This is a genomic window from Rubellimicrobium rubrum (assembly GCF_006152115.1).
GTDB lineage: Bacteria > Pseudomonadota > Alphaproteobacteria > Rhodobacterales > Rhodobacteraceae > Rubellimicrobium > Rubellimicrobium rubrum.
Window position 1 is genome coordinate 192,674 of sequence record NZ_VDFU01000003.1, and the last position, 24,926, is coordinate 217,599.

Genomic DNA, 24,926 nt, shown 5'->3' on the forward strand with positions numbered 1-24,926 from the left:
CGCTGGCGGCCGGCTGGGACTGTGAGGTCCCCGGTCACCTCTTACGTGCTCTGCGGCACGCCCAGGTCGGGCAGCACGCTCTTGTGCGGGATGCTGGCGGCCAGTGGCGTGGCGGGCCGCCCGAACTCCTACTTCCGGCCCGAAGATGTCGTGGATTGGGCCGCGGCCTGGGGCGTTCCGCAGCCGCACGACCTCAACAGCGCCGACTTCGAGTGCGCCTACCTGGAGGCCATGCGACGCGAAGGAAGGGCAGGCACGGGCGTGTTCGGCCTTCGGCTGATGTGGGACAGCGTGGCCGAAGCCGGGCGACGCTTGAACCGTGCGCTTGGTGCCGATCGCGACATCGGGCAGGCGATCGAGGCGGCATTCGGGCCTACGCTCTACGTGCATGTGTCGCGCAAGGACAAGGTTGCCCAGGCGGTGTCGCTTGTTCGGGCCGAACAGAGTGGGTTCTGGCATCTGGCAGCGGATGGAACGGTGCTCGAAGGCGAGGAGACACCGCGCCCCGTGTCCTATGATCGGGCTCGGCTGGGCGAAGTGACCGAAAGGTTGAGAACGGATGACGCCGCCTGGGTGGCCTTTTTCCAGGAGCGCCGCATCAGGCCCCTGCGGCTGGTCTATGAAACCGCGTCAGCCGATCCCATCGCGGCGCTGGCGAAGGTCCTGGCCGCTCTGGGCCTCGACCCGGAACTGGCGAGGCACGTGGCTGTCCCGACCGCGCGGATGGCCGATGAGGTCAGCCGCGAGTGGACCCAGCGGTTCCATAAGGAGTCAGGCGGCCGGGGTGCCCGCGTCTGAACGGCCACCTCGTCCCGAAAGTCAGTCCTTCGTGTCGGGAAGGGCAGCCTCCTCGTCCTCTCCGGCCTGCAGTCCAAGGGGCACGTCGCGGGCCAGATGAACTGCCGATGCGCCTTCGCCCACATCCGGCAATCCTTGGGCAAAAGTCTCGGATGGGACGTCGGCGTTCCTGATGCCAGGGCGCGGAGCCTGGGGGTGTTTCACGGACCTGGTCGGGTCGTCGGTCATGGGGGTCGCTCCTGATCGCTGTGTTCGGAGCCCAACCGCCCGAGCGGTGGCCTCGTTCCCTCCGAAGCCGCGATCCGGACCGATCCAACGCACCGGGACAATCGAGCCGAGCCGGCGACCTGCGGATTGAAGGCGCGGTCAGGCCTCGCTAATCCAGTCCGGCAAGGAGGCCACCCATGCCGCAATACCTCTCCACGTCCGATCCCGGCTTCGAGGCGGCTTTCGCCCATCTCCTCTCCCTCAAGCGCGAGGACAGCCCCGACGTGGACGCAACCGTGGCCGCCATCATTGCCGACGTGCGCGAGCGCGGGGATGCGGCTCTGGTCGAAATGACCGCCCGGTTTGACCGGGTGACCCTTGCGCCCGACCGCCTCCGCATCCCGGACCACGAGATCGACGCCTTGTGCGCACAGGTGCCCGAGGCCGAGCGGGCGGCCCTGTCCGTTGCCGCCGACCGCATCCGTGCCTACCACCAGCGGCAGATGCCATGCGACGAGAGCTGGACCGATGATCTGGGCGCCATGCTGGGCTGGCGCTGGACGCCCGTCTCGGCGGCCGGGCTTTACGTGCCGGGGGGACTTGCCTCCTATCCATCCTCCGTCCTGATGAATGCGATCCCGGCCAAGGTCGCCGGGGTCCGTCGCCTGGTCGTGACCGTGCCCACGCCGGACGGGGTCGCCAATCCGCTCGTTCTCCTTGCCTGCCGGATCGCAGGCGTGGACGAGGTGTTTCGCATCGGTGGCGCGCAGGCCATCGCGGCGCTGGCCTATGGCACGGAGTCGGTGCGCCCCGTCGATACGATCACCGGCCCGGGCAACGCCTATGTCGCCGCCGCCAAGCGCCGCGTCTTCGGCCGCGTCGGCATCGACATGATCGCCGGACCTTCCGAGATCCTGGTTATCGCCGACCGCGACAACGACCCGGACTTTGTCGCGCTCGACCTCCTGTCCCAGGCCGAGCACGACGAGTCGGCGCAATCCATCCTCGTCACCGACGATGCGTCCTTTGGCCAAGCGGTGGCTCGCGCGGTCGAGCGACATCTCGAAATCCTGCCCCGCGCCGCCATCGCCGGGGCGAGCTGGCGCGACTTTGGCGCAATCATCACGGTGCGCGACCTCCCCGAGGCCGCAGCCTTGGCCGACCGCATCGCAGCCGAGCATCTGGAGCTTCTGGTGGCCGATCCGGAGGGGCTGGCCGCGACGATCAGCCACGCCGGCGCGATCTTCCTCGGCCCCTGGACGCCCGAGGCCATCGGCGATTACATCGGCGGGCCGAACCACGTGCTTCCCACGGCGCGGACGGCGCGGTTCTCGTCGGGGCTGTCGGTCATGGACTTCCTCAAGCGCACCACCCTGTCCCGGATGACGCCCGAGGCGCTGCGGGCGCTGGGCCCCTCGGCCGAGACCCTGGCCAAGGCCGAGCGGCTCGAGGCCCATGGCCTGTCCGTGCGGGCGCGTCTGGACCGGCTCAACGGATGACAGAGCGTCTCGTTGCCATCGCGATCGACGACACGGGGCTGCCCCGCCCCACGCCCGAAATGGAGCAGGAGCGTCGCGTCGCCATCGTGGATCTCCTGGAGGAGAACTGCTTCACGCTTCCGCCGCACCCGGATCGCACGGCAGCACCCCCCTGGAAGCTCAACCTGTCGGTCCGCGACCGCCGCCTCGTGTTCGCGGTCACTTCCGAGTCCGGCGAGCCCGCGGGCGAGTTCCACATGTCCACGGGACCGTTCCGTCAGGTGGTCAAGGATTACTTCCAGATCTGCCAAAGCTACTACGACGCCGTGCGCACCCTTCCGCCCTCGCAGATCGAGACCATCGACATGGCCCGGCGAGGCATCCACAATGAGGGCGCGCGCGTGCTTCAGGAACGGCTGGCCGGAAAGGCCGAGCTCGACCAGGACACGGCACGTCGGTTGTTTACGTTGATCTGTGTGCTTCAGTTCGGGGGCTAGCGCGTGGAAGGGGACAAGGTCGCGAACGCCTCTCTGGATGCCCTTCCACAATCGGTGCTGTTCTGCTGCGATCACAACGCGGTCCGCTCGCCCATGGCCGAAGGGATGATGAAGCAACTCTACGGGACCGACTGCTACGTGCAGTCGGCGGGCGTGGTGAACGACCTCGAGATCGACGGCTTCGCCATCGCCGTCTGCCAGGAAATCGGGGTGGAACTGTCGCGTCACCGCGCCCGCAGCTTCGATGAAATGCGGGATTGGGGCGACGACCTGTCCTCGTTCGATCTTGTCGTGGCGCTGACCCCGGCCAGCCAGCATCGCGCGCTCGACCTGACGCGGCACAGCGCCATCAACGTCGAATACTGGCCCATTCTGGACCCAACGGGCTTGGGGGAAGGGCGTGAGGAACGCCTTCGCTCCTACCGCAAGACCCGGGAGATGATCCTGAGCCGCCTTCTCGACCGCTTCGGGCCGCCGCGGGGGCGCTGGGAGCCGCCCCGCTGACGGGAACCCGGAGTGGCCCTGACGCGTCACTGTGCTGGACGTGACGATTCGCGCTTGAAAAAGCGCCCGCGCGGGGCCATCTAGGCCCCGGGCCGCAGCATTTCGCGGCCTGAAATCATTTGGAGATCACATGGCCAAGGAAGAACTGCTCGAATTTCCTGGTGTCGTGAAGGAGCTTCTGCCGAATGCGACGTTCCGGGTCGAGCTGGAAAACGGCCATGAGATCATCGCGCATACGGCAGGCAAGATGCGGAAGAACCGCATCCGGGTGCTCGCTGGCGACAAGGTGCAAGTCGAGATGACGCCCTACGACCTGACCAAGGGGCGCATCAATTACCGCTTCAAGTGACGCGGGCGCGAAGGACACTCCCTTGACGACCCTCGCCCCGGACCCCGCAGTGCGACTGGTCCTAGGTTCGGCCAGCCCGCGCCGCCTCGACCTGCTCGCGCAGGCCGGGATCACGCCGCACGCCGTTCGCCCGCCCGAGATCGACGAGACCCCTCGCAAGGCCGAAACGCCCTTGGATTACGTGCGCCGGATCGCCCGCGAAAAGATCGCGGCCATCCAGGTGGCCGAGGACGAGGTCGTGCTTTGCGCGGATACCACTGTGGCCCTTGGCCGCCGCATCCTTGGCAAGCCCGCCGACGAGGCCTCGGCCAGGGCGATGCTTTCCCTCCTCGCCGGCCGCCGCCACCGGGTCATCACCGCCGTCACCGTGCGCCGCGGCGACCGGGTCTGGGAACGGGCCGTCACGACGGCCGTCGCCGTCAAGCCGCTGACGGATGCAGAGATCGAGGCCTATATCGGGACCGATGACTGGCGCGGCAAGGCGGGCTCTTATGCCATCCAGGGACCCTTCGGGGCGCATATCCCCTGGATCAATGGGTCCTTCACGGGTGTCGTGGGCCTGCCTCTCACCGAAACACTGGGCCTGCTCACGGCGGCGGGCCTTGCCGGAGGACCGCGATGAAGGGACGGACCATCGTCCTCGACCACCTGGGGGGCCGAGAGGCCGCTGCCCTGCTCGTGGATGGGCGGCTTGATGACCTTCTGGTCGATGACGACTCCGCGCCCCGGCCGGGAGCTATCTACAGGGCTGTGACCGACCGTGGCATGAAGGGGCAGGGCGGGATGATCCTCCGCATCCCTGGCGGGACCGCGTGGCTCCGCAACGCCAGCGGCCTCAAGTCCGGCGAGACGATGCTTGTCCAAGTCACCGGCATCGCCGAGGGCGGCAAGGCCGTCCCGGTCACGGATCGTGTCTTGTTCAAGTCGCGCTATGCCATCGTGACGCCCGGCGCCCCGGGCATCAACGTGTCACGCCAGATCCGCGACGATGAGGAACGGGGGCGGCTCCTTGCGATTGCACACGAGGAGATGGAGGAGGGCTCGCACGGCTTGATCCTGCGCTCGTCCTGCGAAGGGGCGCCAGAGGACGACGTGGCCAGCGACATCGCGGCGATGCGCGACTTGGCCGTCAAGGTCATGGCCGACGACCAGGGCCCGCCCGAGAAGCTGACCGAGGGCGATGGTCCCCATCTCCTTGCCTGGAGGGAGTGGACCGCCCCCAGCGTGATCACCAAGCCCGGCAGCTTCGCGCGCGAGGGTGTTCTCGACCAGATCGACAGCATCCGCAAGCCGGAGGTGGACCTGGGCGAAGGCTCCATGGTGCTGGAGCCGACGCGGGCGCTCGTGGCGGTGGATGTGAACACGGGCGGCGACACCTCGCCTGCCGCCGCTCTCAAGGCCAACATGGCCGCCGCCCGCGCGCTGCCGCGCCAGCTCCGGCTCCGCGGACTTGGCGGGCAGGTCGTGGTGGATTTCGCCAACATGTCCAAAGGCCACCGCAAGCAGCTCGAGCAGTCGATCCGCGACAGCTTCCGGGCGGACCCGATCGAGACGAGCCTCGTGGGCTGGACCGCGATGGGCCTGTTCGAACTGTCCCGCAAGCGCGAACGCCTACCCTTGGGGCATCTGTTGGGAAAGGACTGACATGGCCTGCCCGATCTGCGGAAAGCCTGCCGAAGCCAAGTACCGTCCCTTCTGCTCCTCGCGCTGCGCCGATGTCGATCTGGCGCGGTGGCTGCGGGGCGACTACGTCCTCCCCGGCAGCGTGTCCGAGGAGGAGGAGCGTCCCGACCCTCAGGGCGAGCAGCGGGACGGCTAGAGGCCGCCAGCCGCTCCGCCGTCAGACTCCGATCACGATCACGTCCCGGCCCGAGAAGCTGATCTCCACGGCCTCCCCTGGCTGCGGAGGTGGGGCGTCGGGCCGGTTGAAGGTATCCAGGAGAAAGCTCTGCCCGGCGGCTTCGGCGCGAATGCGGATCACCGAACCCATGAACTCCACTTCCCGTGCCGTGGCGGGAAGGATGATCTCGCGTCCCGAGGCGCGTCCCAACTGAACGGCCTCGGGTCGGAGTGCGATGGGCACAGCCGTCCCCGTTTCGGCCGACAAGGGGCGTCCCAGGTTCATGGTGAGCCCGCCCGACATGACCGTGCCCACGCGTGGGTCGATCACCGTCGCCTCGAAGGGCGTCAGGGTTCCTACGAAACTGGCCACAAATGGCGTGGCAGGACGGTTGTAGATCTCGAACGGCGAGCCGACCTGATCGGCGATCCCCGCATTCATCACCACAACGCGGTCGCTGATCGACAGCGCCTCCTCCTGGTCGTGGGTCACGAAGATCGTGGTGATGCCCAGCCGGCGCTGGATGTCCCGGATCTCGCCGCGCAGCCGCACGCGCACCTTGGCGTCAAGCGCCGAGAGCGGCTCGTCGAGCAGCAGCACGCGCGGTCGAGGGGCCAGCGCCCGGGCAAGCGCCACACGCTGCTGCTGGCCGCCCGAAAGCTGGAAGGGATACCGGGCTCCGTACTCGGCCAATGGCAGGCCGATTATGTCGAGCATCTCGCCCACGCGGGTCTGCGCCTCTTTGCCAGCGACCCCGGCGATCCTGAGCCCGAATCCCACGTTCTGCGCAACCGTCAGGTTCGGGAACAGTGCATAGGCCTGGAACACCATGCCGATGTTGCGCTGGTTCGGACGCAAGGGAACGATGTCCTTGCCTTCGATGCGGATCGCGCCGGCGCTGGGCGTCTCGAAGCCCGCGACCATTCGCAGGACGGTGGTCTTGCCGCAACCAGACGGGCCCAGCAGCGACACGAACTCCCCCTTGTCGATGGGGAGCGAGAAGTCCTTGACCACGCGGTTGGCGCCGAACGACTTTTCGAGGTGAGCGATATCGAGATAGGCCATCAGGCTCCCGCCCGTGTGTGTTTCTGCAGCCGTGTCACAAGCTGGATCAGCCCCATGCAGGCCCAGGTTATGGCAAAGGCGATCACGGCCAGCGCGGCGGGCTCATAAGCCCGGTTCGCGCCAAGAATCTGCATGAAGGGCCCAAAGGCCGGCCGGTCCAGCAGCGCGGCCATGGTGAACTCGCCGATGACGATGGCGAAGGTGAGAAAGGCGCCTGAAAGGACCGCGACCAGCACGTTGGGCAGGATCACCCGGAACAGGATGGTGCCCCAGCCCGCGCCCAGGGACTGCGCGGCTTCGGTCAGGGTGCCCACGTCCAGCGTCCGCAGGCCCGTGTCCACGGCGCGGTACATGTAAGGCAGTGCCAGCGTGGCATAGCCGAACACCAGCAGCAGGTTGGTCCCCATGGACGATCCCGTCAGCGGCAACCAGGACGAGGTGTTGTACAGCCGGATGTACCCGAACACGATCACGATGGCCGGGATCACGAGGGGCAGCAGCGTGATGAACTCGATGTAGGGGCGGATCCAGGGCAGCCGCAGCCGGACCCAGTAGGCCGTCGGCACCACCAGCAGCACGCCGAAGATGATGGTCGCCACCGCCATCAGCACCGAATAGCCAAAGGTCTGGCGAAAGCGCGGGTCGCCCAGGATCGTCGTATAGGCATCGAGCGAATAAACCCCCCGCCGCATGGACAAGGAGAACTCGGTCATCCCGACCAAGGGGAGGATGAAGTAGAGCATGCCCAAGATCAGGGCCACCCAAGCCAGGATGCGGGTCAACGAAGCCACCTTTCGGACCGGGCGCGCAGGACGATGTAGACCGTGTTCGCCACCGCCGTGATCGCGATCATCCCCGTGGCGAGTGCATAACCCAGATGGGGGTTGCCCAGCACGTCACCCCGGATCTGCGCGTAAAGCAGGATCGGAGCGATGTTGAGCGAGGATCCGGTGAGCGCGATGGCCGTGGCGACCGCCCCGAAGGCGTTCGCGAACAGCAGCGCCAGGCAGCCCAGGAGCGAGGGGAACAGGATCGGCAGCGCCACCATCCGCCAGTATTGCCAGCCGGTCGCGCCCAGCACCATCGCCGCCTCGCGCCATTCGCGACGCAGGCCGTCCAGGGCGGGCGTGATGATCAAGATCATCAAGGGGATCTGAAAGAACAGGTAGGTGATGATCAGGCCCGGCGTGCTGAGCAGATTGAAGCCGTAGGCCCGCAGGTTGATCCCCAGGTCCTGCCGCAGCCACATCGTGATCAGCCCCGCCGGCCCGATGGTGGCGAGAAAGGCAAAGGCCAGCGGTACGCCCGCAAAGTTCGACGCCACGCCCGAAAAGGTCAGGAGCGGCGAGCGCACCCATTTCGGCAGGCCCCCAAGGACCGCCCCGGCGGACATGGCGAAACCGATCAAGCAGCCCAGCAACGCCGAGATGAAGGAGATCTTGATCGACACCCAGTAGGCGTTGCGGACCGAAGGGGTGTTCAGAGCGACGATGTTCTCGAGCGTCCAGCCCCCGCCTGTCCGCTGGAACGCTCCCAGCACGATGTAGAGCGTGGGCCCGATCAGGAACAGCAGCGCAAAGACAAGGAACGGCACGACACCGACCATCCGCAGGATGGGGGCCAACACGTTGCGACGCGGGGAGGGGGGAAGGGATGTGTCTGTCACGTGAGGGGAGCGGGGGCGGCCCACCATGGAGCCGCCCCTCCGGACCTATTTCATCACTCGACGACGTTCGCGCCGACGGTGGTGTCCCAGCCAGCCTTGACCGCCTCGGAGTTGGTGTTGACCTGGTCGAGGGTCGGGAAGACCGCCGCGTCGTAAGCCTCGGCCGGCGGCAGCTTGTCCATCATCTCTTGCGGGACGACGCCGCGCTCCACGAGGTCGTTGAAGCGAATCGGGTGGCAGTAGCCCGACAGCCAATGCAACTGGCCCTCGTCTGAATAGATGTATTCCATCCACAGCTTCGCAGCGTTCGGGTGCGGCGCGTAGGCCGAAATGGCCTGCACATAGACGCCGGCGAGCGAGGCGTCCGATGGCACCACGACCTCGACCGGCGGGTTGCCGGCCAATGTGTCGCGCCAGGACAGCGCATTGTAGTCCCAGGCGATGACGATCGGCGTCGTGCCCTGCGCCAGCGTCCCGGCCTTGCCGATCACGGGGACGAAGTTCCCGGCGTCGTTCATTTCCTTGAAATAACCGAGCCCCGCCTCGGCAGCAGCTTGTCCGGGCTCGGCCCCACGGGCCATGCCCGCAGCCATCACGCCCAGGATCGCCTGGTTCGAGGCGCGGGGATCGCCCGCCAGCGCCACCTGACCTGCGTATTCGGGCTTGAGGAGGTCGGCAAAGGAGGTCGGCACCGGGTCCACGAGGTCGGTGTTCACAGCCATGGCCATCACGCCGTAATAGTCGCCGTACCAATAGCCGTCCGGGTCCTTGGCATCCTCGGGAATCGTGTCCCAGGTCGAGACCTTGTAGGGTTGGATCAGCCCTTCGGCCTGGGCCTGCGGTCCAAAGGACAGGCCCACGTCAATCACGTCGGGTGCCTGCGGGCCGGCGTTGTCCATGTTGGCGCGGATCGCCTCGAGCTCGTCGGCCGAGCCTGCGTCCGGGTTCAGCTCGTTGACTTCGATGTTCGGATACTTCGCCTTGAAGCCCTCGATCAGGGCACCGTAGTTGCACCAGTCATGGGGCAGGGCGATGGTGGTCAGCATCCCCTCGGCCTCGGCGGCTGCGACCAGTTCGTCCATGGATTGCGCCATCGCGGCGCCGGCCTGCAAAAGCGTGGCCACGCTGGCCGAGGCCGCCAGCCAGTTCGTCATTCTCATCGTCGTCTCCCCAAAGTCGGGCCGGGCTGTCTGTCCGCCCGGCTTGTGCGGACTTAGGTAACGACTGAATCGTTCATGTGACAATGGCATTGTCATGAACTGACCATTTGGTCAGCATCCGGTCCGGCCGCTGCTGGAACCAAGATCCGACTTCAGTGGCCGGAACAGCAGGCCCCGCTGCACAGATGACCGGACCGCATGCCTGATCCGCCATTTGCGTGGCCGCTGTTGCCCTTAGCCCAATGTTGCAGATCCGGCGCTTCCCGGCCCGACGCCACGGTGCGTCGGGCCGGGAAGCGGAACTCACTCCGCGACGTGGAGCACGGGCCGCGCGCCCTCGCCCTCAAGCCGCATGAGGCGCGCCTCGAGTGCCGCGATCTCGGCCTTGCGGGCGGCGATGCCGGCGGACAGGTCGCTCAGGGCGGGCTCCTCGGGCTCCTCGTCCTTTTGGCCAACGAAGCGCCCGAAGATCCAGGAGATGAGGCGCTGCAGGTCGTCCATGATCAGGAAGAACGACGGCACAATCACAAGGCTCAGCACCGTCGAGACGATGATGCCCCCGATCACGGCGGTGGCCATCGGCGCACGGAACGACCCGCCCTCGCCCACGCCCAGCGCCGAAGGCAGCATCCCCGCCGACATCGCGATCGAGGTCATCACGATGGGACGGGCCCGCTTGTGGCCAGCCTCCACGACAGCCTCGAAGCGGCTCATGCCCTTGGCGCGCATCTCGATGGCAAAGTCCACCAGCAGGATCGCGTTCTTGGTCACGATCCCCATCAGCATCAGGATGCCGATCAGCACCGGCATCGACACCGCGCTTCCCGTCAGGATCAGCGCCGCCGCCACGCCGCCGATGGCGAGCGGCAGGGAGAAGAGGATCGTGAAGGGCTGGATCACGGAGCCGAACAGCAGGATCAGCACCCCGAGCATCAGCATGAGGGCCAGCAGCATGGCATTGGCGAAGCTCGCGAACAGCTCGGCCTGGATCTCGGCGTCGCCCGATTCGGCTGTCCGGACCGAAGCGGGAAGATCGACACCCGCCACGATTTCGTTAAACCGCGCCGTCGCGGTGCCCAGCGCCACCCCGGGGGGCAGGTTGGCGCCGATGGTAGCCACCCGCTCGCGGTTGAGACGGTTCACGACGCTCGGCCCCTCCGCGACCACGATGTCCGCCACTGCGTTGAGCGGCACGGCACCCCCCGCCGCGGTCGGCACCCGCAGGGCCCCGATCCGCGCCAGGTCTTCCCGCGCGCTCCGGGTCAGTTGCACCCGCACCGGAATGAGCCTGTCGTCGATCGAGACCTTGGCCAGCGCCGCATCGTAGTCGCCGATCGTGGCGACCCGCACGGCTTCGGCGATCGACGCCGTGGTGACGCCCAGGCGGGCGGCTTCCTCGATTCGGGGGGTGATCTGCAGTTCGGGCCGGGGCAGGGCACCCTCGGTCGAGACCGCCTGCAGCAGCGGATCGCCCCGCAGCGCCTCCTCGAGCCGGGCCACCGCCACGTTGAGGTCGGCTTCGCTTTGGGACAGGATCGAATAGGAGATGTCGCGCCCCGATCCGCCTGCGCCTTCGGCAAGCTTGATGATGCGCGCGTCCGGGATGGCCGACACCATCGCCAGGATCTCGGCCTCGATGGCGGTCTGCGGCCTCAGGGTGCCGTTGCGCCCGTGATAGGGCACGTCGGGAACCAGGTCGCCCAGCACCGGCACACTCTCGACGATGTCGAGGAGCTTGCGCTCGAGCGTGTTGTCGAGCCTGTCGAGCACGATCGTCACCGCGCCGCGGCGCACGTCGCGCTGTCCGGTCGGTGAGGAGCCGTCGAGCACGAAGACGTTCGCCACGCCGTCCACGCCGCTGACCATGCCTTCGATCTGTCGCGTGACCGCCTCGGTGTCGGCCAGGGCGACGCCCGGGGGCAGTTCGACCGACAGGGTTATGCGGCTCGCATCCTCCGGCGGGATGAAGCTGCCCGGAATCTGCGCCATGAAGTAGAGCGAGACCCCCAGGATGCCGAACGCCGCCAGCAGGGTGAGATACCGCACCCGCATGGTCACGCGAACGAAGGCCAGATAGGCCCGCAGCATCAGGCCGTCCTTTTGACCGTGGTCGTCGTGACCATCGCTCGACCGCATCAGATAGGCGGCCATGAGCGGCGTGATGAGCCGCGCGACCAGCAGCGAGAACAGCACGGCGATGGCGACCGTCAGGCCGAACTGCCGGAAGTACTGTCCCGGAATGCCGGGCATGAACGACACAGGCACGAAGACCGCGACGATGGTGAACGAGGTCGCCACCACGGCAAGCCCGATCTCGTCGGCGGCGTCGATGGCGGCCCGATAGGGCGTCTTGCCCATTCGGATGTGCCGCTGGATGTTCTCGATCTCGACGATGGCATCGTCCACCAGGATCCCGGTGGCCAAGGTGATCGCCAGGAACGAGATGAGGTTGAGCGAGAAGCCCAGAAGGTCCATGGCCCAGAAGGTCGGGATTGCGGACAGCGGCAGCGCCACCGCCGCGATCATCGTGGCGCGCCAGTTCCGCAGGAACAGGAGCACCACCAGCACCGCCAGCAGCGCGCCCTCCAGAAGCGTATGGATGGCGGCCTCGTAGTTGCCGTAGGTCGAGTAGACGTTGTCCACCACGAGGTCGATCGAGACGCCGGGGTTCTCGGCGCGGATCGTTTCCAGGCTTTCCTCGACTGTCTCCTGGACGCTCACCTCGGACGCGCCCTGGGCACGGAACACCGCGAACACGACCGCATCCTCGCCGTTGAAGCTCGCCGAGGAGCGGACCTCCTCGTAGGTGTCCACCACGGTGCCGAGGTCGGACAGGCGCACCTCCCGGCCCGAGGGCAGGGCGATGGTGCTCTCGGCCAGCCGCTCGGCGTCGCCCTGGTCGCCCAGCAGGCGGATCGCCTGCTCGCCCGATCCGAGGTCGGCGCGCCCGGCGCCCTGGTTGGCGTTGGTGGCCCGGATCTGGGCGCTGACCGTGCCGGCGGTGATCCCGTAGGCATCGAGCCGCGCGGGGTCGAGCTCCACCCGGATCTCACGGTCCGCGCCGCCGTAGCGGTCGACCTGACCGACGCCGGGCCGGCCCTGGAGCTCGCTCTTGATGGTGTCGTCCACGAACCAAGAGAGTTCCTCGTAGGTCATGGCCGGCGCGGAGACCGCGTAATACAGGATCGCCTGCCCTGCCACGTCCACCTTGGTGACGACGGGTTCCTCGACATCTCCGGGAAGATCGCCGCGGATCTGGTCGATGGCGTCCTTGACGTCCTGCACGGCTTCGTCGGTGGGCACCTCCATGCGGAAGGTGACCACCGTGGACGACAGGCCGTCCGAGACGGTCGAGGTGATGTCGTCAACCCCGGTGATTCCAGCCACCGCGTCCTCGACCTCGCGGGTCACCTGACTTTCAAGCTCGGCCGGTGCCGCGCCCGACTGGGCCACGGATATCGACACCACGGGCACGTCGATGGTGGGGAACTGGGTGATGGGCAAGGTGCGGAAGCTCTGCCAGCCCAAGAGCAGCAGAAGTCCGAATACAAGGATGGGCGCAATGGGATGGCGGATCGACCAGGCAGAAAAGTTCATGGTCTCAGTCCTCTTCCACTTGGCCGCCTTGGGCGACCTCCAACTCGTCCTGAACCGGGTTGATGCGGTCCCCATCGCGCACGAAGGCTCCGGCCTTGGTGACGACGAGATCGCCTTCGGCCAGACCATCGACGATGCCGATCAGGCCGCCATCCCGGATTCCGGTGGTCACGCTGACCCGTTCCGCCACGCCGTCGCGGACCCGCATGACGGTCGAGCCATCCGAGCCCGTGCCCACGGCCGTGACCGGCACGGCAGGGCTTTCCTGCTCGCTCACCGTCACCTCGGCCGTCAGGAACATGCCTTTCACGGCCCGGGTGGGGTCGTCGATCTGGATCCGCGCAACGCCAAGGCGTGTCTGCGGGTCGATCGCGGGCTCCACGAGGCGAACCTTGCCGGGAATGACGTCGGAGCCCTGCATCGCCTGCATGGTCGCCGGTTGACCTTCATCGAGCCGCAGCAGGTCCTGTTCGGAGACGTCGGCGCGCATCTCCATCGCGCCCTCGCGGACGATGGTGAACATCGCCTGACCCGTCGCGGAGGCAATGGCTCCGATCTGGGCGTTGCGTGCAACCACGAGGCCGCCCACGGGCGCCCGGACCTCCGTTCGGGACAACTGCAGCTCTGCATTCTCGATCTGCGCGTCCACCAGTTCAAGTTGTGCTCGCGCCGAGGCGATCCCCTGCTCGGACACGCGCACGGCCGCCCGCGCGGACTCGGCTGCGGCGGCGGACTGGTCGGCCTGCGCCTGGGGAACGGAGCCGGCCTCGACCAGCTCGGCGTTGCGGCGGGCCACTCGCTCGGCCTCTTCGGCATTAGCCGTGGCCTGCACGAGGCTGGCCTCGGCTTGCGCGATCTGCGCCTCGGTCGAGGCACGATTCGCAGCGAGCTGGCTCAACTGCAGTTCCAGCGTCGACTCCGACAGGCGAGCGAGCACCTGACCTTCCTCGACCGTGTCTCCGACATCGGCCAGAAGCTCGTCGATGGGCTGCCCCTCGACGAGCGGTTGGACCTGAACCTGCTCGATGGCATCCACGAGGCCCGAGGCGATCACGCGATCGGTCAGCCGGACGCGCTTCACCTCGGAAACGGTGATCGCGGGCAGGTCGGCGGCCGGTGCGGCTTCTTCGGAATGTGCGTCGGGCGCAGCTTCCTGCGCCATTGCAAGGCCTGGGACGGCGATGAGGGAGGCCGCGATCAGGGCGCGAAGGGAATGGGCCGAGGGCAGGACGGTCATGTCAGTGATCCTTCCCGGCCAGGACGTCGTCGATCAGCCGGTCAATGGTTTTCAGGATTAGTTCGTTCAGGTCGCTGTCCGCTGCAGGGCAGGGTCCGTGGCCGCAGGCCGAGCCACGCACGATCAGCACGATCACGCGGGCATGCGTCTCGAAACGCCGGAACGCCTCCTCTTCAGGCAGTTGGCTCACGAGACCCAGCACCGAAACGATTCGCTGGACGATGCCTATCTCGAAGCCAGCCAGCAGAGCCGCGATGTCGGGCTTTCGTGCCGCTACTGCCAATATCTCGGCCCAAAGCGGGTCCTCGTCCTGGCAGTTCTCCATCACCCGTTCGCGCAAGGTAGCCTTCAGCGCGGCAAGCGGATCGTCCGAGGTGGCGATGGCTCGAAAAGTCTGCTCCACCTCCAGAAGGTCCCGAGCGATCAACGCCTCGACCAAGGCGGCCTTGGACGGGAAGTAGCGATAGAAGTTCCCCGCGCTCATGCCGGCGGCCTTGGCGAGATCCTGCATGGATGCGCCGTCGAAGCCTTTCTCTACGAAAGCATGCCGGGCGAGGCCAAGGATCTCCTCGCTACGATGACCCGAGTCCGTCGCTTCGGCCCCGTTCACTCCGACCAAGGTGGAAAGATCCTGTGGCACCTATGTGAGTCTCCCGCAGAAGCGTGTGAATGAACGTTCATTCATCTGGGTGCTGATGCGACGATTGTCCAGTGCTGGGTGCAATCTGGAGCTGGTTTTGTCCTGGATGTGTCTAAGCTGCGGTGCGATGCCGTTAAAGTAGGCACTTCCTTACCCTGAACGCCTCTGGACACTGTCAGCGCGCTCGCCTAGAAGGCGCCCACCTGATGCGGACGACACGTTCGCATCCCCGTGCCCGGGTAGCTCAGGGGTAGAGCAGCGGATTGAAAATCCGCGTGTCGGTGGTTCAAATCCGCCCCCGGGCACCACTTGTGCTGCTTCCTTTCGAGTTGGATCGTCCTTCTTTGGCCGGATGTCGAGGCGGTTGCGTCGCGCCCTGATGAATCGGGATGTGTCATGCGCTTCAGCCGGGCGACTCGTGGACGTGCATCTTCAGTCCTCCGGCCCAATCCGTCGGTGAGCGCATGGAAGAACCGCAGCCTGGGAGCAGCCCCTTACTTGTGCTTTGACGTTTGCAGCGCTGAGGCCTGCTAGCTGTCGAATCTAGCCTTTGCTGTTGGGCGGGGGCTTGGGTGTAGAGCAAGGGCTTTAGCACCGAACAGTCAGTTCAGGAACGATTGCATCGGTTCTGAACGTGTTCGGACGTCTCTAACCCAGCAGGATCCAGCCTGGATGTCGAAGCCTTGACACTCTTTGAACGGACGTCGCTGACCGGCAGATCCTCAAGGTCATGATCGCACCTCCTGAGGGGTAGGCCCGTCGGAGGAGCTGCTTTCAGCGGCAGACAGGACTGAAAGGATCCCTATTCCCCTTGGTGAGCCGACTTGGCAGCGCAGTCCGCGCTCAGGGAACAAAGCCAAATCGTCAGTGCCCTCAGCCTTGACATGCATAACGAGCCAAGGCGCAGCCAGCCCTGGCTCGTTCGTTGCGGCGGAACTTGGCGCTTGGGCGTCAGAACTCCTGCCATCCTCCATCGGAGGCCCCGACGGCAAGGCGTACCGGACGGGACGGAGCCCGCGGCGCAAGGTCCATTTGGGCCGTGGTAGCCGTTGGAGAGGCTGTCGCCTTGATGTCGGCCTCAGCGATCCGGAACCGTCCGACGACCTCTCCCAGATGCGCGGCATCCTGGCTTAGAGCATGGCTGGCGGTCGTTGACTCTTCCACCATGGCCGCATTCTGCTGCGTGACCTGATCAAGCTGCGTGATCGCGATGTTGATCTCGCCCAAGCCGGTCGACTGCTCACGCGCGCCGGCCGCGATCTCGCTGACGAGGGAAGATATCTCCGAGACGCGGCCCACGATGCTGGTGAGCGCCGTGCCGGCTTGTCCGACGAGCTGGACGCCGTCTTGCACCTGCTTCGCACTCCCCTCGATCAGGGACTTGATCTGGCGAGCGGCGTCGGAGGATCGCTGCGCCAGGGAGCGCACTTCGGAGGCCACGACCGCAAAGCCGCGCCCGGCCTCGCCAGCCCTCGCGGCCTCCACCCCAGCGTTCAGGGCCAGGAGGTTGGTCTGGAAAGCGATGTCGTCGATAACGCCGATGATTTGCGAGATCTCGTCCGAGGACCGCTTGATCTCCGACATGGCGGCCACGGCGTCCCGAACCACCGAGCCGCTGCTCTCGGCTTCGGCCTTGGCCTCGCCGACGACAGCCTCGACCTCGACCGTGCGCTCGGCGGCCGAAGCCACGCTGGCCGTAAGTTCGCCCAGCGCTGCCGCCGTTTGTTCCAGAGCGGCCGCCTGGCTTTCCGTGCGCCTGGACAAGTCGTCCGATGATTCGCTGATCTCGATCGACCGGTCACGGATGCTGTTGGCGTTGCCCACGACCGAAGCCACGATCGAGCCCAGCGTCTCCAGAGTCCGATTGAAATCGGAGCGGAGCCCTTCGTAGGCTTGCGGGAAGGGGGCCGTGATAGGCGTGTCGAGGTCACCCTGCGCGAGTCGGGTCAGCCCTCGTCCGAGTTCCGACACGATGCGCTCTTGCTCGTCCTGCGCGGCATCACGCTCAAAGGCGGCGCGATCCGCTGACTGCAGGCTGGTGCGTAAGTCGTTCAGGGTCGCCGCGATCGCACCGAATTCGTCCGTCCGGCCCAAGCCAGAGATGGCGTGGTCAGGATCACGATGGGCGACAGCCTGCATGGACTGGCCGAGATCTTCTAGTCCGGTCGTCACGGATCGGGCCAGCAGCCACCCGAGAAGACCGGCCACGCCCACGCTGCTCAGGATGAGAGCCACGACCGTGATGTGGAGGCCGGGGCCGCTCAGGAGCGCATCCTCCTGGCCTTGGCGGTAGAGCAGGATGCCGAAGCAACTCATCACGATGAGCATGAGGCCCATGATCGCGAGGGGGAGGCGAAGAGCGAGGGGGAGGCGGGCGCTGAGCATGGGACGTCCTGATGCAATGCGTGGGAGGCTCGGGCTTAGAAAAGCTCGACCGGTGGTTGAGGAGTGCAGGCTAGGCCTTGCCTGCCCAGGGCCGCGCCGAGGCTTGCGGCCACGCGTTCGAGCTTGAGGGCGTGAAAGGCGGGACCCGCGTCGATCTGGACGTCGGTCGGGACATGATCGCCCAAGCGCATCATGAACCCTTCGAGGTCATTCAGGATCTGGAGCGCCAGATCGATGCTCTGCAGATCCTGGGCCGCACCATCGGCCGCCGGACGCGACTGAAGAACCGCAGTGAGGTGGTGCTCCGCCGCGAGAATGGCTTGGCGCGGCCCGTCGATCTCGCGGGCGAGAGCAGGGAGCAGGTCGCTCAGGGCGACCGGGAGTTCCTGTTCCATCATAGCCGGCCCACGACCTGTTCGATGGAGGCCTTGAGGGATGCTGTCGTGAACGGCTTCTTGACGAGGTTGTTCAGCCCCAAAGCCCGGCCGCGGTCCATGACTTCCTTGGTCGGACTTCCGGTCACCAGAATAAAGCCGACGCCTTGGGTCGTGCGGTTCGACCGCAGTGCCTCCAGAAGCTGGAGGCCGTTCATCCCCGGCATGTTGTAGTCCGCAAGGACCAGATGGACGGGGTTCGCGACGATCTTGTTGAGCGCGGCCTGTCCGGCGCTCTCGGTCTGGAACTTCCATAGTCCCATCTCCTCGAGCGCTTGCGTCAGGAGCCCGCGGCTCACCGACATGTCGTCGACGACCATTATGCGGAGCGTGTCCTTGAGTGCCATGTCCTAGATCCTTGATGACGAGGGGCGAGGGGCCGGCCTCTTGCGGTAGGCGGTGGTCCCGGCATGGTCGAGCCGTTCGATCGCCGACCCCAGAACCCGCTCGGAATGTCCGATGAACAGCACTCCGTCGTCGCGCAGGGCGTCGCTGAAGCGCCGCCAGAGATCCTCGCGCACGGTTTTGTCGAGGTAGATCGCGACGTTGCGACAAAAGATCACGTCGAACGGATGCTTCATGGGCCAGGTTTTCACGAGATTCAGGCGCTTGAACGACACCAGTCCAAGGACAGCGTCCCGGATCTTCGCAGACCCGGCGTGCTTGGATTCCCCGAAGAGGGCCCTCCGGCGTTCCGGAGGCAGGAGCTCCGCTTCGGCGACCGGGTAGGTCGCGTCGCGGGCCTGATCCAGCACGCCCGGATCCACATCCGTGGCCAGGACGCGGATGTCGAACTGCGCGGCCTCGGGACAAAGCCCGACGATGCAGGCGGCGATGGAGAACGGCTCCTGGCCGGTGGAGCAACCTGCCGACCAGATGCGCACGCGGCCGCCAGCCTTTGCCTGGTCGATGAGGCCGGGCAGCACATCGCGCTCGAGCATTTCGAAGTGGTGCGCCTCGCGGAAGAAGTGCGTGACGTTGGTGGTCGTGGCCGAAATGAGATTGTCACGCTCGTCCTCGGCCCACGGAGCCTCGATCAGGTCGAGGTATGCACCCAGGCTCGACAGGCCAAGCTCACGCATGCGGGCGCCGAGGCGTTGACGGACGACAGAGGATTTGGCGGGCTGAAGGTCGATCCCCAGGGAGGATCGCACGACCCGTGCCAGACGTTCCAGATCCGCCGGGGTTGCGGTGCCTGCCTCTCGCGGGCGGGGTCGAAGATCCTGTCTGGATGTCATGCGGCCACCTCTGCCATCGTCGGCGCGACAGCCTGCATGTTGAGGACCCGAAGCGCCTCGCCGTTCAGTGCGATCATGCCCTGGATCAAACGCATGTCGGCGCCCGACAGCGTGGGGGTGCCCTGGATCGCCGTTCGCGGGACCCTCAGGATGTCCGACACGGAGTCGACCAGAAGACCGACGGTCCGTTCTCCGGCCGAGACGATGAGGACGACATGGCGTGCCGTCAGCGCCGTCCGGTCCAGCCCCAGCCGAAGAGCCAGGTCCAGAACCGGGATGACCGCGCCACGCAGGTTCATGACCCCGAGCAGGCAGTCGGGAGCATGGGGCAAGGTCGTAACCGGAGACCACCGACGGATCTCGCGGACCTTGGTGACCTCGATGCAGTAACCCTGGCCCCCGGCCATCAGGGAGATGAACTCGGCCTGTTCCTCGGTCCGAGCGTCAGTCTGCATGTTCATGTCCGGCCTCGAAGGTCGTGATGGAATGAAGATCCCGCCGGCGTGCCGCCATTCCCACAAGGGTGTCGGGATCGAGGATGAGTGCGACCTTGCCGTCGCCCAGGATGGTGGCCGCCGAGATGCCGGGCACGGTGCCGACATTGCCCCGCAGGCTCTTGATGACGACCTGCCGCTTGTCCGAGATGCCACTGATCGCGAGGGCTGCCCGCGTGTCCTCTCCGGTGCGGACAAGCACGACGATCGCCTGGGAGGGATCGACGACAGGGCCATAGCCCAAAACCGATGCGACATCGACGATGGGCACATGAGTCCCACGGAGATTGAGCACCCGCTCGCCTTGCCCGAGATCCAGGAAGTCCCGCGAGGATGGCCGGATCGTCTCGAGCACGGCGGCTGCCGGTACGATCATCGGCTGGTCGGCCACGGCAACGATCAAGCCGTCGAGCACAGCCAGAGTAAGGGGGAGCGAGATGATGAAGGTAGTGCCCTCGCCCGGCCGGCTGGTGATGCTGATCCGCCCGCCAAGGGCAGTGATCGCCGTACGGGCCACATCCATGCCGACCCCGCGCCCCGAGAGGCTGGTGACCGAGGCGGCCGTCGAGAAGCCGGGGAGGAAGAGCAGGTTGTCGATCTCGCTGTCCGACAGAACGGCGTCGGCCGGAATGAGGCCCTTGCGAACCGCAGTGGCCTGGATCCTCTCGCGGTTCAGTCCTGCCCCGTCATCCTTGATGACGATTCGGACGTTCCCGGACACGTGGCTGGCGGTCAGAAGCAGGCGACCCGCGCTGGCCTTGCCCGTGGCGATGCGGTCGTCAGGCGATTCGATGCCGTGGTCGATGGCATTGCGGACCATATGGGTGAGTGGATCGGCCAGCCCCTCGACCACGGTGCGATCGACCTCCGTGTCCTCGCCTTCGGTGACCAGATCGACCTGCTTGCCGGTCGCGTCGGCCGCTTCGCGAACGACGCGGGCCATGCGCTGGAACAGTGGCTTCACCGGTTGCGCCCGGATCAGCATCACGCCTTCCTGGATGTCGCGCGCCAGAAGGCTCAGGTCCTCGACCTGCGCCGCGAGCCCGGAGGACGGCGGCAGCCCGGCTTCGGCGACCTTCTGGGCGATCACCGCTTGGTTGATGATGAGCTCGCCGACGGAGTTGATGAGGCGATCCACCCGGTCCAGGTCGACGCGGAGCGTCGGACGGGGTGCCTCCTTGACGGTAGGAGGTGTCGGGACCGAGACCGGAGGAGTCGTCGGGGTGGGTGCTGGGGCGGCTTGCGGTTCCTCGGCCGGTACGTCTTCGGCCGCGGTGTCCGTCGCCTCCGGAAGGTCGATCAGGGGAAGGATCCCCATCGCGAACCGCGGCATTTCCTCGACTTCGAGGTCGCAGAGGTCCTCGACAAAGGCGAATACGTCCCGGACCTGGTCCTCGCCGGCTTCCGTCTCGAGGGTCAGGCTCCAGGCGAGGTAGCTTTCCTCAAGATCGATTACCTCAAGCCGCGGTAGTCCTGTGGTGTCGCAGGCGACGGTGACCTCGCCCAGGTCGGACAGAGCGGCGAACAGGTTCGCGGGTTCATGCCCGTTGTGGAAGAACTGGCGGCTCGGGCGGAAGTGCAGGCGGAACAGCTTCGGTTGCGCCGGAGCATCGTCGGCCAGGAACGACATTCCAAGACCCATCGGCTCGAACACGAAGTCCTCTTCCGCGAGATCCTCGCCCCCGGCCAGTTCCTCCAGTGCTTCAAGAATCGCACCAAGCGCCTCGGGCGGGTCCGAACGCCCGTCGCGTGCCGCCTCGAGCAGGTCGGCCAGGATGTCCCCGGACCGTTGGAGGAGCCGCATGACATCCGCATCCGGGACCAGCCGGTCGGATCGGATCGCGTCGAGCACCGTTTCGAAACTGTGGGCGAACGACACGACGTCGGACAGGGCAAAGGCCCCGGCGGCACCCTTGATCGAGTGAACGGCCCGGAAGACAGCGTGCATCGTCTCTGTCTCGGCGGTGCCGTCCGACATCGCGGCCAGCCCCTCGCCCATGGCGGCGAGAAGGTCCTCGCTTTCGGCGAAGAAAGTGTCCCTGAGTTCGTCCGTCATGCTCAGATCGTCCCGGTGACGCGCTTCAGGGTGGACACGAGGGCCGTCTCATCGAAGGGCTTGGTCAGCCAACCGGTCGCGCCGGCCGTCCGGGCACGGGCCCGCAGCTCGGGGCCGGTTTCCGTGGTGAGGACGAGGATCGGCACCCGCTTGTTGCGGTCGCCGGCGCGGATGGCCTCGATGACGCCGAAGCCATCCATGTTCGGCATGTTGATGTCCGTGATGACGGCATCGAATGCCTCTCCGGCAAAGGCCGAGACGCCCAGGACGCCATCATCGGCGGTGGTCACCTGCATGCCGGCGGTTTCGAGAGCGCGACGGAGCAATTCCCTGATCGTTCGTGAATCGTCGATGGCGAGAACGGAGATCATGTCAGGCCACAGCCTCCTGGATCGTGGGGCGGGTGTCCCGACCTGCACCAAGGGCGGAGGTGCCCGGCGCACAAGGCTGGCGGCCAGCCGGCTTTCTCGGATCGGACGTGTGGGTCGCACGGCTTGGCGCGCAGAAGTCGTCAGTCATGTTGAACCTCGATCGTATGGCGCGGAGCGATGCCGGACGTTCTGCCGATCCATACGCCTGCCTTCGTTAAAACGGGCTGAATGCAAGGAAGCGTCTGCCTCGGGATCATTAAAGGTCGAGGCTTAAACTCACCTTAAGCCGGACGGCCTTACCGATTCGCACCAGTCCCGACTCGACAAAGGTTCATCCCATGGTTGCCGAACGTTCCGCTCTCACCTTCATGCCAGGAGTCCTCCGTTGAGCCGGCGCATCCTTGTCGTGGACGACTCGCCTTCGCTGCGCCGGATGATCGCCATGACGCTCAAGGGAGCGGGCTATGACGTGGTTGAAGCAGAGGATGGCCTCGATGCCCTGGAGCGGGTCGCGGCGGCGCGCTTCGATGCGGTGCTGACGGACCAGAACATGCCGCGCATGGATGGCCTGTCCTTTATCCGCGAGTTCAAGTCGCGGCCCGAGGGGCAGGGCATCCCGGTGGTATTCCTGTCCACCGAGAGCGAGGGCGAGCTCAAGGACAAGGCACGCGCCGCCGGTGCGTTGGGCTGGATGACCAAGCCGTTCGATCAGGCCAAGCTCCTGTCGGTCATGGCCCGGGTGGTAGGCGCATGATCGACGCCGAAACCCTGGCCATCTTCCGCACCGAAGCGGACGGATTGGTGGAAAGCCTCGAGGCGGGCCTGCTGACCCTTCAGGAGCGCCCCGGCGACCGTTCTGTCATCGATCAGGTCTTCCGCGACCTGCACACGCTGAAGGGCACGGGAGGCATGTTCGGGCAGACCGAACTCGCGGCTTTCGTGCATGGCTTCGAATCGGCCTTCGAGGCGATCCGCTCTGGAACCAGCGTGGCGAGCCCCGCCCTGATCGCCGTCTGCCTGAAGGCCCATGACCATATCATGTCCCTTCTGGCCGGAGAGCGGCCGGGTGGCGCCGGGACGATCCTTGCCGATCTTGCGACGGCCGTGTCGGGCTCGGCTCCAGCGGATGAGCAGATCCTTCCAGAAGTGCCCACCGAGGCGTCCGCCTCCGCTTCCCAGGAATCGGGGGCCAAGACGATCCCCATGATGCGCATCTCGGCCGAGCGCCTCGACGAGATGATGGATCGCGTGGGCGAACTCGTCATTGCCGAGGCCCGCCTGGCCGAGATCGCCGCCAGGAGCGGCGTTCCGGCCCTGGTCTCCGTGACCGAGGATATACAGCGTCTAGCATCGAGCATGCGCGACGCGACGATGTCGATCCGCATGACGCCGATCTCGTCCATCACTGGCCGCTTCCGCCGTCTCGTTCACGATCTCGCACGCCAGTTGGACAAGCCGATCGATCTCGTGATCGAGGGGGAAGAGACGGAGCTGGACAAGGCCGTCGTCGAGCAGCTCGCCGAGCCGCTGATGCACCTCATCCGGAACGCCGCCGATCATGGGATCGAGGACGCCGCGACACGCTCGCGACTCGGCAAGTCCCCGTCCGGTCAGATCAGGCTTTCGGCCCGACAGTCCGGGGGCGAAGTCGAAGTCGAACTCGCAGACGACGGCCGCGGTCTGGACGAGGCCCGCATCCGGGCCAAGGCGATCGATCTCGGGCTTCTCGGGCTGGATGCCGATGTCGGATCGGCCGATCTCCAGCGCCTGATCCTTTCTCCGGGCTTCTCGACGGCCCAGCAGGTCACCGAGCTGTCCGGGCGGGGGGTCGGCATGGACGTCGTCCGCCGCACCGTCTCCGAACTCCGCGGCAGCGTCGACATCGCGTCCTCGTCGGGGAGCGGAACCCGCGTGGTCATACGGCTCCCGCTGACCCTTGCCATCATCAGCGGGCTGCTGGTCGAGGTGGCCGGGGAACGGTTCACGATCCCGCTCTCGACCGTGGAGGAGATCGTCGAGCTTCCCGAAAGATCGGGACCGGCAGACGCCTCGTCGCGGTTCTTGGACATCCGGGGACGGCTTGTCCCCACCATGTCGCTTCGCGAGGTATTTGCCAGCCCGCCCGCCCCCGAGATGTTCCCCAAGGTCGTGATCGTGGGAGCCAGCGGAGCCCGTGTCGGCTTGGTCGTGGATCGCATCATCGGATCCAACCAGACGGTCATCAAGCAGCTCTCGCCGCTTCATGCGGGGGTCAGCACATTCTCGGGCGCCACCATCCTCGGGGATGGCGCCGTGGCGCTGATCCTGGATGTGGCGACCCTGGTCAATCAATCGAAACGCCCGGCTCCGATCGAGCGGCATCTTCAAGAGGTTCTCGCATGACGCTGATGTCCCGCCCCGCCAGTCGATCCCTGGGCAACATCGACGTGGTCACCCTGCGGCTGGGCCAGGATACCCTGGCCATCCGGGCCGAGATGCTGCGCGAGGTGCTGGAGCCTGTCAGCATCACTCGCGTGCCCGGTGCGCCCGAGTTCTGCTGCGGGCTCGTCAACGTACGAGGGACCGTGGTTCCCTTGTCCGACCTGCGGGTGACCTTCGGAATGCCCCGGACGCCGCTTGGACCCGACAGCCGGATCCTTGTGCTCGATCTGCCCCTGTCCGGGCGTGCTTCTGTCGTGGGCATCGTAGCGGATGCCGTCCACGAGGTGACCCGAGTCGAAAGCCACATGCTCCAGACTGTTCCTGCCGTGGGCACCCGGTGGCCTCCGCAGTTCATCGAGGCGATCGCCCGGATCGGAGGAAACTTCGTGATGCTGCCCGACATCCCCGCCATCTTCGCGGCGTTCCTCGGCGGCCAATCGGCCACGACGGTCGGCCCGCAGGGGCAGGGCGCTGCAGCGTGACCGGCGT

At 66.4% G+C, this 24,926-nt stretch carries 26 protein-coding genes and 1 tRNA gene; 12 read left to right on the forward strand and 15 right to left on the reverse strand.

Annotated elements, in window-relative coordinates; all coding sequences use genetic code 11:
• The first annotated feature begins 21 nt into the window (after positions 1-21).
• Positions 22-798, forward strand: a complete 777-nt coding sequence (locus FHG66_RS04005; RefSeq protein ID WP_176556115.1) for a Stf0 family sulfotransferase — start codon at positions 22-24, stop codon at positions 796-798.
• A gap of 21 nt (positions 799-819) precedes the next feature.
• On the opposite strand, the gene FHG66_RS04010 is transcribed toward FHG66_RS04005, so the two are convergent.
• Positions 820-1,026 carry a hypothetical protein gene (locus FHG66_RS04010; RefSeq protein ID WP_139075399.1) on the reverse strand — a complete coding sequence of 69 codons (207 nt, stop codon included), beginning with the start codon at positions 1,024-1,026 and terminating at the stop codon, positions 820-822.
• Between the two features lie 176 nt (positions 1,027-1,202).
• On the opposite strand from FHG66_RS04010, the gene hisD reads away from it, so the two are divergent.
• From hisD to yacG, 7 genes are all read left to right on the forward strand, one after another.
• Positions 1,203-2,504 (forward strand): histidinol dehydrogenase, encoded by a 1,302-nt coding sequence (gene hisD, locus FHG66_RS04015; RefSeq protein WP_139075400.1) that lies wholly within the window; start codon positions 1,203-1,205, stop codon positions 2,502-2,504.
• Complete coding sequence (locus tag FHG66_RS04020) at positions 2,501-2,980, forward strand: UPF0262 family protein (protein WP_139075401.1); 480 nt, start codon at positions 2,501-2,503, stop codon at positions 2,978-2,980. The genes hisD and FHG66_RS04020 overlap by 4 nt, the downstream gene beginning before the upstream one ends.
• A gap of 93 nt (positions 2,981-3,073) precedes the next feature.
• Entirely contained in the window at positions 3,074-3,484 is a 411-nt protein-coding gene (locus tag FHG66_RS04025; protein ID WP_246082458.1) for an arsenate-mycothiol transferase ArsC, read from the forward strand.
• A gap of 130 nt (positions 3,485-3,614) precedes the next feature.
• Positions 3,615-3,833: a translation initiation factor IF-1 gene (gene infA, locus FHG66_RS04030; RefSeq protein WP_007205486.1), complete on the forward strand. Its 219-nt coding sequence runs from the start codon at positions 3,615-3,617 to the stop codon at positions 3,831-3,833.
• Between the two features lie 22 nt (positions 3,834-3,855).
• Positions 3,856-4,455, forward strand: a complete 600-nt coding sequence (locus FHG66_RS04035) for a Maf family protein (RefSeq protein WP_139075402.1) — start codon at positions 3,856-3,858, stop codon at positions 4,453-4,455.
• Positions 4,452-5,477 carry a ribonuclease E/G gene (locus tag FHG66_RS04040; RefSeq protein WP_139075403.1) on the forward strand — a complete coding sequence of 342 codons (1,026 nt, stop codon included), beginning with the start codon at positions 4,452-4,454 and terminating at the stop codon, positions 5,475-5,477. Before FHG66_RS04035 ends, FHG66_RS04040 begins: the two co-directional genes overlap by 4 nt.
• A 1-nt stretch (position 5,478) precedes the next feature.
• Entirely contained in the window at positions 5,479-5,652 is a 174-nt protein-coding gene (gene yacG / locus FHG66_RS04045) for a DNA gyrase inhibitor YacG (RefSeq protein WP_139075404.1), read from the forward strand.
• Positions 5,653-5,673: 21 nt separating this feature from the next.
• Here yacG and FHG66_RS04050 read toward each other — a convergent pair whose 3' ends face one another.
• From FHG66_RS04050 to FHG66_RS04080, 7 genes are all read right to left on the reverse strand, one after another.
• On the reverse strand, positions 5,674-6,738 hold the full coding sequence (locus tag FHG66_RS04050) for an ABC transporter ATP-binding protein (RefSeq protein WP_139075405.1): 1,065 nt from the start codon (positions 6,736-6,738) through the stop codon (positions 5,674-5,676).
• Positions 6,738-7,481, reverse strand: coding sequence for an ABC transporter permease (locus FHG66_RS04055; protein ID WP_218013791.1), 744 nt, complete (start codon positions 7,479-7,481; stop codon positions 6,738-6,740). The genes FHG66_RS04050 and FHG66_RS04055 overlap by 1 nt, the downstream gene beginning before the upstream one ends.
• A gap of 35 nt (positions 7,482-7,516) precedes the next feature.
• Positions 7,517-8,404, reverse strand: a complete 888-nt coding sequence (locus tag FHG66_RS04060) for an ABC transporter permease (RefSeq protein ID WP_425471698.1) — start codon at positions 8,402-8,404, stop codon at positions 7,517-7,519.
• Positions 8,405-8,457: 53 nt separating this feature from the next.
• The gene (locus FHG66_RS04065) at positions 8,458-9,564 is read right to left on the reverse strand and encodes an ABC transporter substrate-binding protein (RefSeq protein ID WP_139075407.1); all 1,107 of its coding nucleotides are present in this window, start codon (positions 9,562-9,564) and stop codon (positions 8,458-8,460) included.
• A 303-nt stretch (positions 9,565-9,867) separates the two neighbouring features.
• Positions 9,868-13,161 carry an efflux RND transporter permease subunit gene (locus FHG66_RS04070; protein ID WP_139075408.1) on the reverse strand — a complete coding sequence of 1,098 codons (3,294 nt, stop codon included), beginning with the start codon at positions 13,159-13,161 and terminating at the stop codon, positions 9,868-9,870.
• A 4-nt stretch (positions 13,162-13,165) separates the two neighbouring features.
• A complete protein-coding gene (locus FHG66_RS04075; RefSeq protein ID WP_139075409.1) occupies positions 13,166-14,398 on the reverse strand; it encodes an efflux RND transporter periplasmic adaptor subunit in 1,233 nt (410 codons plus the stop codon).
• A 1-nt stretch (position 14,399) separates the two neighbouring features.
• Entirely contained in the window at positions 14,400-15,038 is a 639-nt protein-coding gene (locus FHG66_RS04080) for a TetR/AcrR family transcriptional regulator (protein WP_139075410.1), read from the reverse strand.
• Positions 15,039-15,271: 233 nt separating this feature from the next.
• Here FHG66_RS04080 and FHG66_RS04085 point away from each other — a divergent pair.
• A tRNA-Phe gene (locus FHG66_RS04085) sits at positions 15,272-15,346 on the forward strand.
• A 643-nt stretch (positions 15,347-15,989) separates the two neighbouring features.
• On the opposite strand, the gene FHG66_RS04090 is transcribed toward FHG66_RS04085, so the two are convergent.
• The 7 genes from FHG66_RS04090 to FHG66_RS04120 are packed head-to-tail and all read right to left on the reverse strand — an operon-like array spanning position 15,990 to position 22,016.
• Positions 15,990-17,423: a methyl-accepting chemotaxis protein gene (locus tag FHG66_RS04090; RefSeq protein ID WP_139075411.1), complete on the reverse strand. Its 1,434-nt coding sequence runs from the start codon at positions 17,421-17,423 to the stop codon at positions 15,990-15,992.
• Positions 17,424-17,458: 35 nt separating this feature from the next.
• Positions 17,459-17,818 (reverse strand): hypothetical protein, encoded by a 360-nt coding sequence (locus tag FHG66_RS04095; protein WP_176556116.1) that lies wholly within the window; start codon positions 17,816-17,818, stop codon positions 17,459-17,461.
• Entirely contained in the window at positions 17,818-18,204 is a 387-nt protein-coding gene (locus tag FHG66_RS04100; RefSeq protein ID WP_139075413.1) for a response regulator, read from the reverse strand. The genes FHG66_RS04095 and FHG66_RS04100 overlap by 1 nt, the downstream gene beginning before the upstream one ends.
• Positions 18,205-18,207: 3 nt before the next feature.
• Positions 18,208-19,095 carry a CheR family methyltransferase gene (locus tag FHG66_RS04105; RefSeq protein ID WP_139075414.1) on the reverse strand — a complete coding sequence of 296 codons (888 nt, stop codon included), beginning with the start codon at positions 19,093-19,095 and terminating at the stop codon, positions 18,208-18,210.
• A complete protein-coding gene (locus FHG66_RS04110) occupies positions 19,092-19,550 on the reverse strand; it encodes a chemotaxis protein CheW (protein ID WP_342777475.1) in 459 nt (152 codons plus the stop codon). Before FHG66_RS04110 ends, FHG66_RS04105 begins: the two co-directional genes overlap by 4 nt.
• Positions 19,540-21,645, reverse strand: a complete 2,106-nt coding sequence (locus tag FHG66_RS04115; RefSeq protein ID WP_139075416.1) for a chemotaxis protein CheA — start codon at positions 21,643-21,645, stop codon at positions 19,540-19,542. Before FHG66_RS04115 ends, FHG66_RS04110 begins: the two co-directional genes overlap by 11 nt.
• A gap of 2 nt (positions 21,646-21,647) precedes the next feature.
• On the reverse strand, positions 21,648-22,016 hold the full coding sequence (locus FHG66_RS04120; RefSeq protein ID WP_139075417.1) for a response regulator: 369 nt from the start codon (positions 22,014-22,016) through the stop codon (positions 21,648-21,650).
• A gap of 385 nt (positions 22,017-22,401) precedes the next feature.
• On the opposite strand from FHG66_RS04120, the gene FHG66_RS04125 reads away from it, so the two are divergent.
• Genes FHG66_RS04125 through FHG66_RS04135 form a run of 3 tightly spaced genes read left to right on the forward strand, consistent with a single transcriptional unit; the run spans position 22,402 to position 24,919 of the window.
• The gene (locus tag FHG66_RS04125) at positions 22,402-22,770 is read left to right on the forward strand and encodes a response regulator (RefSeq protein ID WP_139075418.1); all 369 of its coding nucleotides are present in this window, start codon (positions 22,402-22,404) and stop codon (positions 22,768-22,770) included.
• A complete protein-coding gene (locus FHG66_RS04130) occupies positions 22,767-24,398 on the forward strand; it encodes a chemotaxis protein CheA (protein ID WP_139075419.1) in 1,632 nt (543 codons plus the stop codon). The genes FHG66_RS04125 and FHG66_RS04130 overlap by 4 nt, the downstream gene beginning before the upstream one ends.
• Positions 24,395-24,919: a chemotaxis protein CheW gene (locus tag FHG66_RS04135; RefSeq protein ID WP_139075420.1), complete on the forward strand. Its 525-nt coding sequence runs from the start codon at positions 24,395-24,397 to the stop codon at positions 24,917-24,919. The genes FHG66_RS04130 and FHG66_RS04135 overlap by 4 nt, the downstream gene beginning before the upstream one ends.
• Positions 24,920-24,926: the final 7 nt, after the last annotated feature.